This window comes from Paenibacillus cellulosilyticus, from assembly GCF_003182255.1.
GTDB classification, from domain to species: domain Bacteria; phylum Bacillota; class Bacilli; order Paenibacillales; family Paenibacillaceae; genus Paenibacillus_T; species Paenibacillus_T cellulosilyticus.
Genome location: NZ_QGTQ01000018.1, coordinates 46,656 through 61,437, shown reverse-complemented (window position 1 = coordinate 61,437; position 14,782 = coordinate 46,656). Strand labels below are relative to the sequence as shown.

General features: G+C 52.6%; 14 protein-coding genes and 1 other annotated feature. Of the genes, 13 read left to right on the top strand and 1 reads right to left on the bottom strand.

What is annotated here, in order from left to right; translation table 11 throughout:
* Positions 1-152 precede the first annotated feature (152 nt).
* From DFQ01_RS19770 to DFQ01_RS19715, 12 genes are all read left to right on the top strand, one after another.
* Complete coding sequence (locus DFQ01_RS19770; protein ID WP_110045638.1) at positions 153-1,109, top strand: AAA family ATPase; 957 nt, start codon at positions 153-155, stop codon at positions 1,107-1,109.
* A 2-nt stretch (positions 1,110-1,111) separates the two neighbouring features.
* Positions 1,112-2,362, top strand: coding sequence for a DUF58 domain-containing protein (locus DFQ01_RS19765; RefSeq protein ID WP_110045637.1), 1,251 nt, complete (start codon positions 1,112-1,114; stop codon positions 2,360-2,362).
* The gene (locus tag DFQ01_RS19760; protein ID WP_110045636.1) at positions 2,359-4,674 is read left to right on the top strand and encodes a DUF4129 domain-containing transglutaminase family protein; all 2,316 of its coding nucleotides are present in this window, start codon (positions 2,359-2,361) and stop codon (positions 4,672-4,674) included. The genes DFQ01_RS19765 and DFQ01_RS19760 overlap by 4 nt, the downstream gene beginning before the upstream one ends.
* A 117-nt stretch (positions 4,675-4,791) precedes the next feature.
* On the top strand, positions 4,792-5,316 hold the full coding sequence (locus DFQ01_RS19755) for a YqeG family HAD IIIA-type phosphatase (RefSeq protein ID WP_110045635.1): 525 nt from the start codon (positions 4,792-4,794) through the stop codon (positions 5,314-5,316).
* Entirely contained in the window at positions 5,313-6,440 is a 1,128-nt protein-coding gene (gene yqeH, locus DFQ01_RS19750; RefSeq protein WP_110045634.1) for a ribosome biogenesis GTPase YqeH, read from the top strand. Before DFQ01_RS19755 ends, yqeH begins: the two co-directional genes overlap by 4 nt.
* A 44-nt stretch (positions 6,441-6,484) precedes the next feature.
* A complete protein-coding gene (aroE, locus tag DFQ01_RS19745) occupies positions 6,485-7,366 on the top strand; it encodes a shikimate dehydrogenase (RefSeq protein ID WP_110045633.1) in 882 nt (293 codons plus the stop codon).
* A 48-nt stretch (positions 7,367-7,414) separates the two neighbouring features.
* Positions 7,415-7,708 (top strand): ribosome assembly RNA-binding protein YhbY, encoded by a 294-nt coding sequence (yhbY, locus tag DFQ01_RS19740; RefSeq protein WP_110045632.1) that lies wholly within the window; start codon positions 7,415-7,417, stop codon positions 7,706-7,708.
* 3 nt (positions 7,709-7,711) lie between these two features.
* Complete coding sequence (gene nadD, locus DFQ01_RS19735) at positions 7,712-8,314, top strand: nicotinate-nucleotide adenylyltransferase (RefSeq protein WP_110045631.1); 603 nt, start codon at positions 7,712-7,714, stop codon at positions 8,312-8,314.
* Positions 8,292-8,861 (top strand): bis(5'-nucleosyl)-tetraphosphatase (symmetrical) YqeK, encoded by a 570-nt coding sequence (yqeK, locus tag DFQ01_RS19730; RefSeq protein ID WP_110045630.1) that lies wholly within the window; start codon positions 8,292-8,294, stop codon positions 8,859-8,861. Before nadD ends, yqeK begins: the two co-directional genes overlap by 23 nt.
* A gap of 3 nt (positions 8,862-8,864) precedes the next feature.
* Positions 8,865-9,212 (top strand): ribosome silencing factor, encoded by a 348-nt coding sequence (rsfS, locus tag DFQ01_RS19725; RefSeq protein WP_110045629.1) that lies wholly within the window; start codon positions 8,865-8,867, stop codon positions 9,210-9,212.
* Positions 9,209-10,129: a CvfB family protein gene (locus tag DFQ01_RS19720; protein WP_110045628.1), complete on the top strand. Its 921-nt coding sequence runs from the start codon at positions 9,209-9,211 to the stop codon at positions 10,127-10,129. The genes rsfS and DFQ01_RS19720 overlap by 4 nt, the downstream gene beginning before the upstream one ends.
* Complete coding sequence (locus DFQ01_RS19715; protein WP_110045687.1) at positions 10,129-10,920, top strand: class I SAM-dependent DNA methyltransferase; 792 nt, start codon at positions 10,129-10,131, stop codon at positions 10,918-10,920. The genes DFQ01_RS19720 and DFQ01_RS19715 overlap by 1 nt, the downstream gene beginning before the upstream one ends.
* A 305-nt stretch (positions 10,921-11,225) precedes the next feature.
* On the opposite strand, the gene DFQ01_RS19710 is transcribed toward DFQ01_RS19715, so the two are convergent.
* Positions 11,226-11,516 carry a hypothetical protein gene (locus DFQ01_RS19710; RefSeq protein ID WP_110045627.1) on the bottom strand — a complete coding sequence of 97 codons (291 nt, stop codon included), beginning with the start codon at positions 11,514-11,516 and terminating at the stop codon, positions 11,226-11,228.
* A 279-nt stretch (positions 11,517-11,795) separates the two neighbouring features.
* Positions 11,796-12,029 (top strand) — a binding site (T-box leader).
* 285 nt (positions 12,030-12,314) lie between these two features.
* Here DFQ01_RS19710 and leuS point away from each other — a divergent pair.
* Positions 12,315-14,759, top strand: coding sequence for a leucine--tRNA ligase (leuS, locus tag DFQ01_RS19705; RefSeq protein ID WP_110045626.1), 2,445 nt, complete (start codon positions 12,315-12,317; stop codon positions 14,757-14,759).
* Positions 14,760-14,782: the final 23 nt, after the last annotated feature.

The following is a 14,782-nucleotide window of genomic DNA, read 5'->3' as shown; positions in this document are numbered from 1 at the left end:
AAACATTTGGAGGGTTCCGCTGTGGAATCCTCCAATTTTTTTTGGCGTGTGCGCTGATGTACGCCTACCAATATTTTTAGTAAAATAGGAGAAGATTGTATGCTCCTTTTTTTGACATAACCTTCAAACTTGTAACCGGGAGGAACGTAACGATGGAACTGCGCCAGTCAGATTTGCAATTGTGCTCTGCAATTCGTGCTAATTTAGAGAGCTGTATCCTGGGCAAGCAAGACGAAATTGAGCGTATGCTGACAGCTGTGCTTTCGGGTGGACATATTTTGTTGGAAGACGTTCCTGGCACTGGCAAAACGCAGCTTGTGAAAGCGCTTGCGAAGTCGATCGGCGGCCAATTCCGCCGTATTCAATGCAATCCGGATTTGCTTCCTACCGATATAACGGGCGTTTCGATTTATCATCCGAAGCAGGAGACATTCTTGTTCCGGGCAGGTCCAATTATGTGTCATTTGCTGCTCGCGGACGAAATCAACCGCGCGACGACGAAGACACAATCCGCGCTGCTTGAGGCGATGGAGGAAGGACATGTGACGGTGGATGGCGAGACTTACGAGCTGCCGCGTCCTTTCCTGCTTATTGCGACGCAGAACCCAATTGAATTCGAGGGTACCTACGTGCTGCCAGAGGCGCAGCTTGACCGCTTCATGATGAAGCTGTCGCTTGGTTATCCTTCAGCTGCCGATGAGCACCGGATGATAATGGCTACCGACAGTACCCATCCTTCGGACCGGCTCGAACAGGTAGCATCCATTGAAGATTTGGTTCGATTGCAGCAGCTCGTTTCGGAGATCCATGTGGACGGTGCCGTTGCAGAGTATGCGGTATCGATTGTACGAGCAACGCGCAGCCACCGTGCATCACTCATTGGTGCAAGTCCTCGTGCGGCTGTATCACTTATGCGTGCGGCACGCGCTTCCGCATTCCTGCGTGGACGCGCTTTTGTAACACCGGATGATGTGAAACGAATGGCAGAAGCGGTGCTTCCGCACCGGATTATTCTTCACGCTGAAGCACGCATGAACGGGCAGAAGACGGAAGACATTGTACAGGACGCCCTCCAACAGACGAAGGTGCCGGTCCGTCTGGAGCGATGATGATGCGCGGAAGCAATCGCTCGTCGAACCGCTGGCGTTGGGCCTTTGTCGCGGTCATATACGTGTTCAACATTTTGTACTTCATGTTTCAAGGCGGCAAAACGCCTATGATGCTGTTCGTTATTCTTAATGTACTTATTATTTATCTCATTCTTGGACAATGGTCGGGCATTCGATTGGTGCAAGGGACTCGGACGGTTGCGCAAAATAGCGGCAGCGACGGGATGATGCACAGCGGGATGAGTGTAGACGTTTCGCTCCACATTCGCATCCCTGGCTTTTATCCGCTGCCTTATGTGCTTGTACGGGACAGGCTGCTGCGTCATGATGGTCAGTCCGTCCCATTCGAAACATCCTTTGTTCCGAACTGGAAGCGTTCGGGCGAAGTCCGCTATACGACGCCGCCGCTCAAGCGGGGCGTGTATCAATTCGCATCGACCCAATGCTTGACGCGAGACGTATTCGGGTTATTCGAGCACAGCGGCTCTTTCGAAACGGTTTCGACGTTCAGCGTAATGCCGCAGGCTGTACCGCTGCGGGACTGGTATCGCTTCAGACGTGGTCTGCGCGGACCACACTCGCATGCTTCAGCTCCAAGAGCCGCGAAGGAAACGACTCAAATCAATGGTGTTCGCGAATATTTGTATGGAGACAAGCTGTCGCGTGTGCATTGGAATGCGACTGCGAAGACCGGTGAGTGGAAATCGAAAGCGTTTGAGCGCGAGTCGCTGCCGCGTACGATCGTCATTCTTGATCGCGATACCGAAGCGTACGGCCATTTTCCAGAACGATTCGAAGTGGCCGTCTCTGTCGCGACATCGATTATCGACATGGGCATGAAGCATGAAACAGCTATGGGACTCATATCACCAGGCGAGCGAGCGACGGTATTGCCGCCGCGGATCGGTGTCGAGCAGCGTTCGCGAATGATGGGCCATCTTACGGTCGTTGAGCCGGATGCGACACAGCCGCTATTCGTCGCGATTCAGAAGCTTGAGCCAATCTGGGAGCCCGGCACCTTAATCATTATCGTCTCCGGCGCTGCGAATGAGGATATGTTCCGTGCGATGAGCTGGCTCTCTCGCAAAGGCGTATCGCTGTCGTATATCGGCGTCGATGAGCCGGATGCGAGATTTGGCAGACTCATTAAGACAACATGGCTTCAATCGGTTCGTGCGAAAGGCTGGAGCGCGCATAGTGTCAGACAGCTGCAGGAGCTTCCGACTGCGCTTGAAGGAGGCGGTGCATCATGACGGCAGCCAGACCCGCAACTTCCTCGCACACAGCGCGTACAGCATTGTCGCCGTCCTTGTTCGCCAGAATGAGATCTAACTTACGCGACAGCTGGTACAGGCGTATCGCTTCCCTTATGACAGCCATTATAATTTGGCAGTTGACGCATGTATTTGAAGGCTATTGGTGGGAAGAAACGTTTAGCTGCGTACAATTTGTGCTCATATCTACGGTCGTTCTTGAATGGTTTATCCCTTGGCGTACGCCTTATCGGATGCTGCTTCAAGCGGTTGTGCTGGTCATTGCATCAGGGCATACAGCCGGCTACAGTTATATAAAGCCGGAGAGCTTGCGATCCTTATCGCATTTATGGACATGGATCGTGGATAATGCCACGCAATTAAACCCGTTTATCGGCATTGCAGCACTCGCTTGGGGCATGCTGGCGTTCTTCACATTATGGGCGACTACGAGAAAACGTATTATTGTGTTTACAGCAGCGAGCCTGCTGTCGCTAATGATCGCCGATTCCTATACGTTAATTTATTTGTGGGATCAGACGGCTTGGGCGATTTTTGCATCGCTTGCATGGCTTGTTGCGGATCACTACAGTCGGTTTCAACGCGAGCATCCGAACAGCTGGTCCGAGCTGCTGGAATATCCGATTAGCTTCTTACTGCCGGTTGTAGCGATTATAGCGGGCATTATGGTCCTCGGGATTTTGACGCCCAGTGTTGCGCCAATCATGAAAGATCCGTACACGATGTGGGCAGAGTCCCATGGTAAGAAAGTCATCGGTTCGTATACGGATGATCTGCCTGTCATCGGAAGTATAGGGAATACACCAACGGGTGATACAAGCTCGGGCTATAGTCGTAATGACCTCGAGCTTGGCGGCGGTTTCCAATTCGACTATTCCACCGTCATGTTCGTGAATACTTCACATCGGAGCTATTGGCGCGGTGAGACGAGATCGGAATATACAGGCAGTGGATGGGCTGAATCCCAAGAGACGGCTCCTGCTGATCAGCAGTTCTCAGGTTTGCAGTCGAATGAAGAGCTTCCCCTTGCGGATGATCGAAGCAAAGCCAAGATGATCGAGATTACGCAAGCGTTCACGATGGTGAAGGAAGAGGAATATCCCGTACTGTTCGCTGCAGCACCTGCTAGGCAGCTTCGTTGGTTCGGAAATGTCGAGACAGGCAATATTCCTTCTGGCTTAACGTGGAATGCCGCAGGCTGGGAGCTATTGTGGCCGATGGGTAAGAACGAGCCATATCCGAAGACATACTCAGTCGTTTCTGAGCTGCCGGTATTAAACAGTACAGCATTGAAAGAGACGACAGCAGGGTGGGGAGCTGCAGATCCGCAGAAGTCTGAGCACCAGCAATATTATAATCTGCCGCAGACGGTTACGAGTCGTGTAGGAAAGCTGGCCGAGCAAATAACTGCCGGATCTTCGAGCGACTATGAGAAGGCGCTGCGTCTCCAGACGTACTTAAAGGATAACTTTGCTTATACGAATGAACCTGATACGTCGCTTCGTACGAGTTCCGATTTTGTCGATTCTTTCTTGTTTGAAGTAAAGGAAGGCTACTGCGACTATTTCTCGACGGCGATGGCCGTACTAGGCCGTTCGGTAGGACTGCCGGTTCGTTGGGTCAAAGGCTACGCGCCAGGTGTTCTGCCTATTAATGAAGATGAGATGCGTTACCAGGGCTTTACATCAAGCGAAGCGCAGCGGAATCCGAATGGCGCAGGGACGTACACGGTACGCAACGCTGACGCACATTCTTGGGTGGAGATTTATTTCAACGGCTTCGGCTGGATTCCGTTCGAGGCTACGCCAGGCTTTGACTTCCCTTATCCGGTAGAGGATGAGCAGGCGGTTACGGTTCCGGATGTGGATCTATCCGACATGAAGACAACGCCGGTCGTGGAAGCGGGCTCCTCGTTCTTCACGCCACGTGCTGTTATGTGGTATTCCATTGCTATATTGGCTGTTCTGCTCGTCTATGCATGGTTCCGTCGTCGGCAATTGGCCGATTCATATACTCGAATTCGCTATCGGGCTACGAATGCGAATGAGCGTATTGTCGTTGAGACGAATCGGCTTGTCCGCTTCGCAAGACGCAAAGGCTTGCAGCGCGAAGATTGGGAGACGGTGCGTGAGGCTTCTGAGCGCTGGGCACAGGAACGAACATACTTGCGTGCTGATTTGAAAGTAGTCGCCGACTGCTTCGAGCGGGCCAAATATGGTACGACCGTCTATGAACAAGATGAGGTCGATCGGTTCCTTTCACTCGTACGCTCCATTCGTGATCGTATGTAATGGCTAGGACAACCGCATGGCGCCAATCCGGCGCTATGCGGTATTTTTTTGCAACATTTTCGGCTATTATGGTATAGTTTTCGTTGTATAGCAGGTCATTTCAGGGGAGTCGAAACTATGTTTGAACGGCTGTTGCCGAATTTACGCCTTAATTCTGTATACGATCTTGACATCGAAGCGCTTGCGCGCCGCGGAATCAAAGGCATCATTACCGATCTTGATAACACGCTGGTCGGAGCCAAGGAACCGCATGCCACGCCACGACTGATCGAATGGCTGGACAAGCTGCACAAGCATGGCTTCAAAATTGTCATCGTTTCCAATAATAATAATGTGCGTGTGTCACGTTTTGCCGATCCGCTCGGCATTCCATACGTTCCGCTCGCTCGGAAGCCTAGCAATAAAGCGTTCCGCAAAGCATTTGAAATTCTCGGTTTGCGGGAAGATCAGACGGCTGTCATTGGCGACCAGATGATGACGGATGTACTCGGTGGCAACCGATTAGGATTGTACACGATTCTCGTTCTGCCGATCGCACCAAAGGATGAAGGCGTGATGACCCGCGTCAATCGACTGATGGAACGAATCGCGCTGAGAAGCCTGCGCAAAAAGGGTTTATGGTATGAGGAGGAAGCAAAGTGACAGTAACAGAACAACCGGGTAAGGATACAGGTTGTGCCGGCTGCGGCGTCAAGCTGCAGTCGACGAATAAGGAACAGGCGGGCTATATTCCGGCATCGGCTTTGGAGCGGACGCCAACGATTTGTCAGCGCTGTTTCCGAATTAAGAACTACAATGATGCATCATCGATCGCGATCGATCAGGACGATTTCCTGCGTTTGCTTGGCGGCATTGCCAGCACGGACAGCTTGGTCGTGCACATCGTCGACATTTTCGATTTCGAAGGCAGCGTCATCTCGGGGCTGCAGCGGTTCGTGGGTAACAACCCTGTGCTGCTCGTTGTGAACAAAATCGATCTGTTGCCGCGAGCGGTTAATCATAACCGCCTTCGCAACTGGGTGCAGCAGCAGGCGAAGGAGCAGGGGCTTCGTACAGTCGAGGTTGTATTGTGCAGCGCGAAGCGCAACATTGGATTCGATCGCGTCGTTGATGCCATCGAGTATTACAGACGCGGCCGCGACGTTTATGTCGTTGGTGCGACGAATGTCGGCAAGTCGACGCTCATTAATCGCATCATTCACGATTACAGCGACCTGGATGCAGAGCTTACGACGTCCCGTTATCCGGGCACGACGCTTGATGCGGTTCACATTCCGCTGGACGACGGCAAAGCAATCATCGATACGCCGGGTATCGTATACAACCATCGGATGACGGAGATTGTTCCGCGCAGCGTGCTGCAGGCGATTACACCGGACAAGCCGATCAAACCACTCGTTTATCAATTGGATGAAGGCCAGTCGATGTTCGTTGGCGCGCTGGCGCGGTTTGATTTTGTATCAGGCGAGCATCAGTCCTTTACGCTATATTTATCGAACGGGCTGGATGTTCACCGGACGAAGCTGGAGCGTGCAGATGAGCTGTATGCGAATCATAAAGGCAAGCTCCTGTCCCCTCCTTCGGTCGAGGAATTGGAAGAGCTGCCGGCTTGGACGCGTCATTCGCTTCGTATCCCACGCGGCGGCGGATATGATGTATTCGTATCCGGTCTAGGTTGGATGCACGCGAACAGTATGGCAGGAGCGGTCGTAGACGTCTACGCACCTAAAGGCATTAAAGTCCACGTGCGCCGCGCGCTGATCTAATCGATCATCCGCACAGCGTTCGAATTGATGGGAGAGTGGCTCGAATGACTGCAGCAGCAGAAAGTAAGGCAGACGCGATTCAGCGTGTTGACAGCCATACGGTCCTGTTCGGCGTCATTGGCGATCCAATCCGGCATTCCAAGTCGCCGATCATGATGAACCGAGCGTTCCGCGAGACCGGCGTCAATGGCGTTTATACGGCATTCCATATAACAGCAGACAAGCTTGGCGATTTCATCGCAGGTGTACGGGCTATGGGCATTCGTGGCGTTAACGTGACGATTCCGCACAAGCAGGATGTGATGCAGTATCTCGATCATATCGATGAGTCGGCTGCGGCGATTGGTGCCGTGAACACGATTGTGAACAACGATGGTGTGCTTACGGGCTACAATACGGACGGGATTGGCTATGTGCGTTCGCTCAAGGAAGAAGCGGAGCCTCAGCTTGCCGGCAAGCATATTGTTGTGCTGGGCGCTGGCGGCGCTGCTCGCGGTATCGTGTACGCACTTACGAAGGAAGCACCTGCTACGATAATAATTGCGAATCGCACGGAGCAGCGCGCAGTTGAGCTCGCTGCTTCGATGAACGGCGAGACGTCTGTCACAGGTGTAGGCAATGATCAGCTGCAGCAGGTTTGTGCCAAGGCGGATATTATTATTAATACAACTTCAACAGGTATGTTCCCGAATGTGGACGAGTCACCGGTTGATGCGTCTTGGCTGCGGCATGGAGCGGTTGCAAGCGATATTATTTATAACCCGATGAAAACGAAGTTTCTAGCGGATGCAGAGCGGGCAGGCTGCCGAATCCATGGTGGACTTGGCATGTTTATTTATCAAGGTGCGTATGCATTCGAGTATTGGACGGGTCAGCCGGCACCAGCGGCAGCGATGCGCGAGACGGTGCTGGAAGCGCTGCGGTAACAGCAGGAAACTAACGTTTAACGGCAAGAGGAAAGAGGGACAACATTCATGTTGACAGGTAAACAAAAACGGTATTTGCGTTCGATGGCGCATCATTTGACTCCGATCTTCCAGATTGGCAAGGGCGGCATGAACGATCAGCTCGTTCGACATATCGAAGAAGCAATTGAAGTGCGTGAGCTGATTAAGGTGAACGTGCTGAACAACAGCTCGGAAGACCCGCGTGAGGTTGGCGCTGAGCTGGCTGCCGGCGCAGGCTGCGAATTGGTTCAGGTCATTGGAAAAACGATAGTGCTCTATAAAGAGTCGCGCGATCACAAAACGATCGAGCTCCCTCGTTAATCGATGAAGCAAATCGGCATCATGGGCGGTACATTTGATCCGATTCATATCGGTCACCTGCTTGCGGCTGAGACAGCGCTTGATGCTTGTCAGCTGGATGAGGTGTGGTTTATTCCAACGAATGTGCCGCCGTTGAAGGAAGGCGTTCAGGGCGCGGATGCAGAGATGCGTCTGCGCCTCGTTCGATTAGCGATCGCGGGCGAACCACGCTTCAAGGCGCATCCGATCGAGCTGGAGCGTGGTGGAGTCAGCTATTCCTTTGACACGATAAGCGAACTGATGGAGCGAGAGCCTGGATGTACGTTCGCCTATATTATCGGATCGGATCGCATTCATGATCTGCCGAAGTGGCATCGGATCGATGAGCTGGCGGAGCGGATCCGTTTCATTGGTGTCGAACGGCCAGGTGAGCCTGTACAATTGAATCGGCTTCCTGAGCATCTTCGTCACCGTGTAACGCTAGTGGAGATGCCGCCGATGGGCATTTCGTCAACGGATATTAGGCGCCGCCGCATGGCAGGTCGATCGATTCGTTATTTGGTACCCGAGCCAGTCTATTCGGAAATTACGAAGGAGGGGCTGTATGAACCGCGAAGAAATGATTGAATCGGTCAAGGCAGAGATGCCGGAACGCCGCTGGCTGCATGTACAGGGCGTCATGGCAACGTCAGTCGAACTAGCGAATCGGTTTGGTGCGGACCCTGTTCGCGCCGAGCTCGCAGCCATCTTGCATGACGTTACCAAGTATTGGCCTACTGCACGTATGGAGCAGATTATTCGTGAAGAGCAGCTTCCACAGGAGCTGCTGGACTACGATAAAGAGCTGTGGCATGCTCATGTTGGGGCATTCATAGCGGAGCGGGATTACGGTGTGACCGATCCCGAGATATTGGATGCTATTCGGTATCATACGTCGGGACGTGTCGGCATGACGCTGCTTGAGAAGATCGTCTGTCTGGCGGATTATATGGAGCCAAGCCGCGATTTTCCAGGTGTGAATAAAATTCGAAGTGAAGCCGAGCATAGTGTGGAGAAGGCGCTGTTGACTGGATTCGATGGAACAATTACTTTTCTCATCGAGAAGGGCAAACGAATCTTCCCATTAACCGTGCTGGCGCGTAATGATATGGTAAGACAAGTAAATGGAGGCTGAAGAATGACAGTAAACGCTGATCGTTTGTTGGAAGTAACAGTTGCTGCCGCTGAGGATAAGAAGGCAACTCGTATCGTCGCACTTAATTTGAAGGAAATCTCGCTCGTAGCCGACTATTTCGTTATCTGCTCCGGTAACTCGGATGTACAGGTACAAGCGATTGCAACGGAAATTCGCAAACAGGCGGAGTCGATTGGCGTACGCGTTCGTGGACTCGAAGGAATGGATTCGGCTCGTTGGGTGCTTATTGACCTTGGCGATGTTGTTGTCCATGTATTCCACCGTGATGAGCGTGAATACTACAACCTCGAGCGGCTCTGGTCCGATGCGAAAGTTGTGGAGTTCGCATGATCGCCGGTACGATTGTTCGACTGCGGGTGGCACGTGAGGTGTCGCCCTATGGCTTCTTCGTAACCGATGGAACGCAGGACGTGCTGCTGCATTACAGCGAAATCGTCGGCCAGAAGATCAAGCCTGGCGATGACGTCGAAGTTTTCATTTATTTCGATACGGATGACCGCCTATCGGCTACGATGCGCAAACCGCTCATTACGCTTGGCGAAATGGCTCGGCTTCGCGTAGCGGATATCCATCCGCGGCTCGGCTGCTTCCTCGAGATCGGCCTTGGTCGTCAACTGCTGCTGCCGTTGTCAGAACTGCCAGAGAACAAGGACTTCCGTCCAGTCATCGACGACGAAGTTTTCGTTATTTTGCGTAATGACAAACAGGGTCGTCTTATTGCAAAGCTTGCAGGCGAAGACGATTTTATGACCAAAGTGTTCCGTGCTCCTTCTGACTGGCGCAACCGTTGGATTGAAGGTTGGGTAACGAAGACGTTGCAAATGGGTTCGTTCGTGCTGTTGGACGGCGGCGTAGTCGGCTTCGGCGCCTTCGGTATGATTCCAGCTTCTGAGCGCAATCGGACGTTGCGTCTTGGCGAGCGGGTACGCGCGCGCGTAACGTTCGTACGTGAGGATGGCCGTGTGAATCTGTCGATGGTTGAACGGAAGGAAGTCGGCATGCTGGAAGATTCGGATCGGATTCTCACGTTCTTGAAAGAACGCCCGAACGGCGCGATGCCGTATTCGGATGAGACGCCGGCAGATCTTGTGAAGCAGCGGTTCGGCATTAGTAAATCTGCCTTCAAGCGCGCGCTAGGCAAGCTGATGCGCGAAGGCATTGTGGAGCAGGAAGGCAACTGGACGAAGCTGATTGTGAAGCCATCAGAGGATGGCGCAGCAGATGCAGCTAAGGGACCTGTGCAATGATGGCGTCCTATCGGCAGTTTGCAACCGTCTACGATCGGTTGATGGAGAATATGCCGTATGCGGATTGGCTCCGTTTTGCACGCACGATATGGTCGGAGCATGGCGAGATGCCGCATTCTGTCGTTGATCTCGGCTGTGGCACGGGTAATATATCCATTCCATTGGCCAAATCGGGCTTCCATGTGTATGCGATCGATCTGTCGGCGGACATGCTGACGATTGGCCGTGGCAAATGGGATGAGACGCCTCAGCGCGCTGCGCGCCTTGGAAGCGGATCGATTCGGTGGCTGCAGCAGGATATGCGCGAATGGGAGCTGCCGGAGCAGGTCGATACGGTTATTTCGTTCTGCGACTGCTTGAACTATTTAACCGAGGAAGATGATGTAGAGGCTGCGTTCCGAGCGACTTACCAAGGGCTTCGCCCTGGCGGTGTGTTCTTGTTCGACGTGCTTCCGCCTACACAGCTGCAGCGATATGTGGAGCAGCAGCCGTTCACACTCGATGAACGAGATGTAGCGTACATATGGACATGCGAGCTGGATACGACGCTAAACGAGATTGAACATGCGCTGACGATATTCGCGCGAGACGAGCAGGACGCTCTGGGGCGCTTCGTGCGAATCGAAGAGACGCATGTGGAGCGAGCCTATGATACGGATTGGCTTGTATCCTCGCTGCTGCGTGCAGGCTTCTCTCGCGTCGATCGCTTCGCAGACTTCAGCACCGTCCCACTCAAGGGCGAGGCACCAGAGGAAGCCGAGCGTCTATTCTTCGCAGCGTACAAGAAGTAGGGACTCTGACTTATATTTCTCCAGTATGAAACGCTCTTCGCTGCGTATATCACTTAGTTTTATTAGCTAAAACAAAAAGAAGCACAGCCGAGGCTGTGCTTCTTTTTGTTTCAACCCACAAATAAATACTTACGTACAACCAGAAGCTTGCCCAAAGGGCACGCGACCCCTAGCACGTAGTAACTTACATACGCCTCTGTCCCGCCACCAACCTCTTCCGGGGTCCAGGGGACGGGAGTCCCATGGGGTCCTCCCTAGCAGGGAGGATTTAGGTGGGTAGAAAACATAGGTGGGTAGAAGTCCTATTATCCGATGAACTTAAGGCTGTCTGCATACTTGTCGATGTTCGCCTTGAACTGCTCTTCGAGCCTAGGCAGATGGCGTTTCATGCAGCTGCAGTAGTAATCTTTGCGACATACAGGGCACGGAATATTCAATAAGCGAGCAACGTCAACCAGCTGCCATTCCGGATCCTTCTTCAAGAAGAAGCGAGTGCGCGAATAGTCATCGAGCGTTACGATGAGCTGGTAGATCTTTTCCTTGTTGTTATAATCCCCGGAGTCTTCGATGTTGATAATAACCGGATTGAATGACATTTCACATACCACCTGTCTGTATAAGGTCTACACGATAGAATAGCTTGATATTATAGCTGCTGTCAATGATTCAATTACATTTTTTGTTGAATAAGGTGTTTGTATTTCGCTAACGGTCATACAGATTAGTTTGCCGCATAATCGAATGTTTTATTCATCTGAACGAAGAAGAGCGGCAGTGCCGCGAATCGCAAGCGCCTTTGGTTGACATCATCTACGGCTTCTCCTATAATCTTTTTATATATGTACAATTAATACATGATCTTGTACAACATCAAGCAACAGGCATGGAAGAGGAGCAGTATTCGCAGTCGTACGCTGCAGAGAGCCGGCGGTAGGTGCAAGCCGGTGCGGACGCGTGAAGAATCTCGCCTCAGAGCCGCATGATGGAGCAGGTTTCCTGTTACATCGCGCCGAATCGCCCGCGTTATGGGTATTGAGTGAGCGATTGGACGAAGCACGTCCGCGCTAACTAGGGTGGTACCACGGGAATAACAACCTCTCGTCCCTAGCGTTATACGCTGGGACGGGAGGTTTTTTTGCTGAAAATAGGATTTTAAGTTTTCAGCATTTTAGGTCCGTTTGTTCTTGCTTGTCAAGCTCGAACGAAAGCTATGTCCGAAAGGGCAAGCGACCCCCAGCAGGGAATAGCTTTCTCGCACCAGAGTCTATCCTAAGCCCCTTCCGGGGTCCAGGGGACGGGAGGGTTTGGGTGGGTAGAAATCTCTGAACCAATGGGGTCAAAGGGGCGGAGCCCCTGTTTCAATGAATGAAAGTGTCGAAGGGAGAAGTTTCGTGATGAGTCAAGACAATCAGAATCAACAGCAGGGCTATAACCCGCTTGTCATTGAGCCGAAATGGCAGCATTACTGGGATGCGAACAAGACGTTTGCAACGCAAGAGGACCCAGGCAAACCTAAATTTTATGCGCTTGATATGTTCCCATATCCGTCTGGCGCCGGCCTGCACGTAGGTCACCCAGAAGGTTACACAGCAACAGATATCGTGTCCCGCTTTAAGCGGATGCGCGGCTTTAACGTTCTCCATCCAATGGGTTGGGATGCATTTGGCCTTCCAGCCGAGCAGCACGCGCTCGATACAGGTGAGCATCCGCGCGAGATCACAGTCAAGAACATTAACAACTTCCGCCGTCAAATTAAATCGCTTGGTTTCTCGTACGATTGGGACCGCGAATTCAGCACGACGGATCCGGATTACTATAAATGGACGCAGTGGATTTTCATCCAACTGTACAATAAAGGTCTCGCTTATGTTGCCGAAGTGCCAGTTAACTGGTGCGAAGCGCTCGGTACCGTTCTCGCGAACGAAGAAGTTATCGACGGCAAGAGCGAGCGCGGCGGCCATCCGGTCGTCCGTAAGCCGATGCGTCAATGGGTTCTGAAGATTACGGAATATGCGGAACGTCTCCTTGAGGATCTGGAAGAGCTCGATTGGACGGAAAGCATTAAAGAAATGCAGCGCAACTGGATCGGCAAATCGACCGGTGCGGAAGTTACGTTCGCTATCGATGGCAATGACGATTCGCTCGTTGTATTCACGACACGTCCTGATACGCTGTTCGGCGCAACGTACTGCGTACTGGCGCCTGAGCATGAACTCGTAGCGAAGATTACCTCGGCTGATCAGAAGGCGGCTGTTGAGGCTTACCAAGAGGTTGCAGCTCGTAAGAGCGATCTCGAGCGTACGGATCTTGCGAAAGAGAAAACAGGCGTATTCACAGGTGCTTATGCAGTGAATCCAGTAAACGGCGAGAAGCTGCCGATCTGGATCGCTGATTATGTACTGGCAGGTTATGGCACAGGTGCAATCATGGCGGTACCGGGCCACGATACGCGCGACTGGGAATTCGCGAAGCAGTTTGACCTGAAGATCCTCGAAGTTATTCAAGGCGGAGACGTTCAGGCTGAAGCTTATACGGGTGAAGGCGAGCACGTAAACTCCGGTTTCCTTAACGGTCTTGGCAATGAGGAAGCGATCGCGAAGATGATTGCTCATCTCGAAGCGGAAGGCAAAGGTAAAGGTAAAACGACTTACCGCCTGAGAGACTGGCTGTTCAGCCGTCAGCGCTACTGGGGAGAGCCGATCCCGATTCTTCATCTCGAAGACGGCACGATGAAGCCGGTTCCAGAATCGGAGCTGCCGCTGCTGCTGCCTGACGTTGATGCGATCAAGCCATCGGGTACGGGCGAATCACCACTGGCGAACGTAACGGAGTGGGTTGAGACGATCGATCCAGAGACGGGCATGAAAGCTCGCCGCGAGACGAACACGATGCCGCAATGGGCGGGCAGCTGCTGGTACTACCTGCGCTTTATCGATCCGCACAACAGCGAAGAGATCTGCTCGAAGGAGAAGCAACGCGAATGGCTGCCAGTTGACCTGTACATCGGCGGAGCTGAGCATGCGGTTCTTCACCTGCTCTATGCACGTTTCTGGCACAAAGTGCTGTACGATATCGGCGTAGTGGATACGAAAGAACCGTTCCACAAGCTGGTTAACCAAGGCATGATTCTCGGTACGAACAACGAGAAAATGTCGAAGTCGCGCGGCAACGTTATTAACCCGGACGTCATCGTGAATGAATTCGGCGGCGACACGCTGCGTATGTACGAAATGTTTATGGGGCCTCTGGAAGCGACGAAGCCATGGAATACGAGCGGCGTAGAAGGCATGTACCGTTTCTTGAGCCGCGTATGGCGTCTGTTCGTAAACGAGGACGGCACGCTGAGTGCCAAAATTACGGACGGGGACGGCACCGACGCATTCAAGCGGACGTGGCACCGTACGGTTAAGAAAGTTACGGAAGATTTCGAAGCGCTGCGCTTTAACACGGCGATCAGCCAGCTGATGATTTTCGTCAACGACGCGTACAAGGCAGAATCGCTGCCGCGTCAAGCGATGGAGCACTTTGCTCAGATGCTGTCGCCACTTGCGCCGCATATCGCGGAAGAGCTGTGGGAGAAGCTGGGCCACTCGGAATCTATCACGTATGTGGCATGGCCAACTTACGAGGAAGCTTGGACGGTCGACCAAGAGGTCGAGATCGTCGTCCAAGTGAACGGCAAAATCGCAGAGCGTCTCAGCATTGCTGCTGATACGGACGTTGAAGAAATGGAGCGCCTGGCGAAGGAGCTCGACAAAGTAAAACAAGCGATTGAAGGGAAGACGATTCGCAAAGTTATTGCCGTTAAAGGCAAGCTCGTGAACATCGTAGCTAACTAATCCTTCAATGCTTCTATAACGAT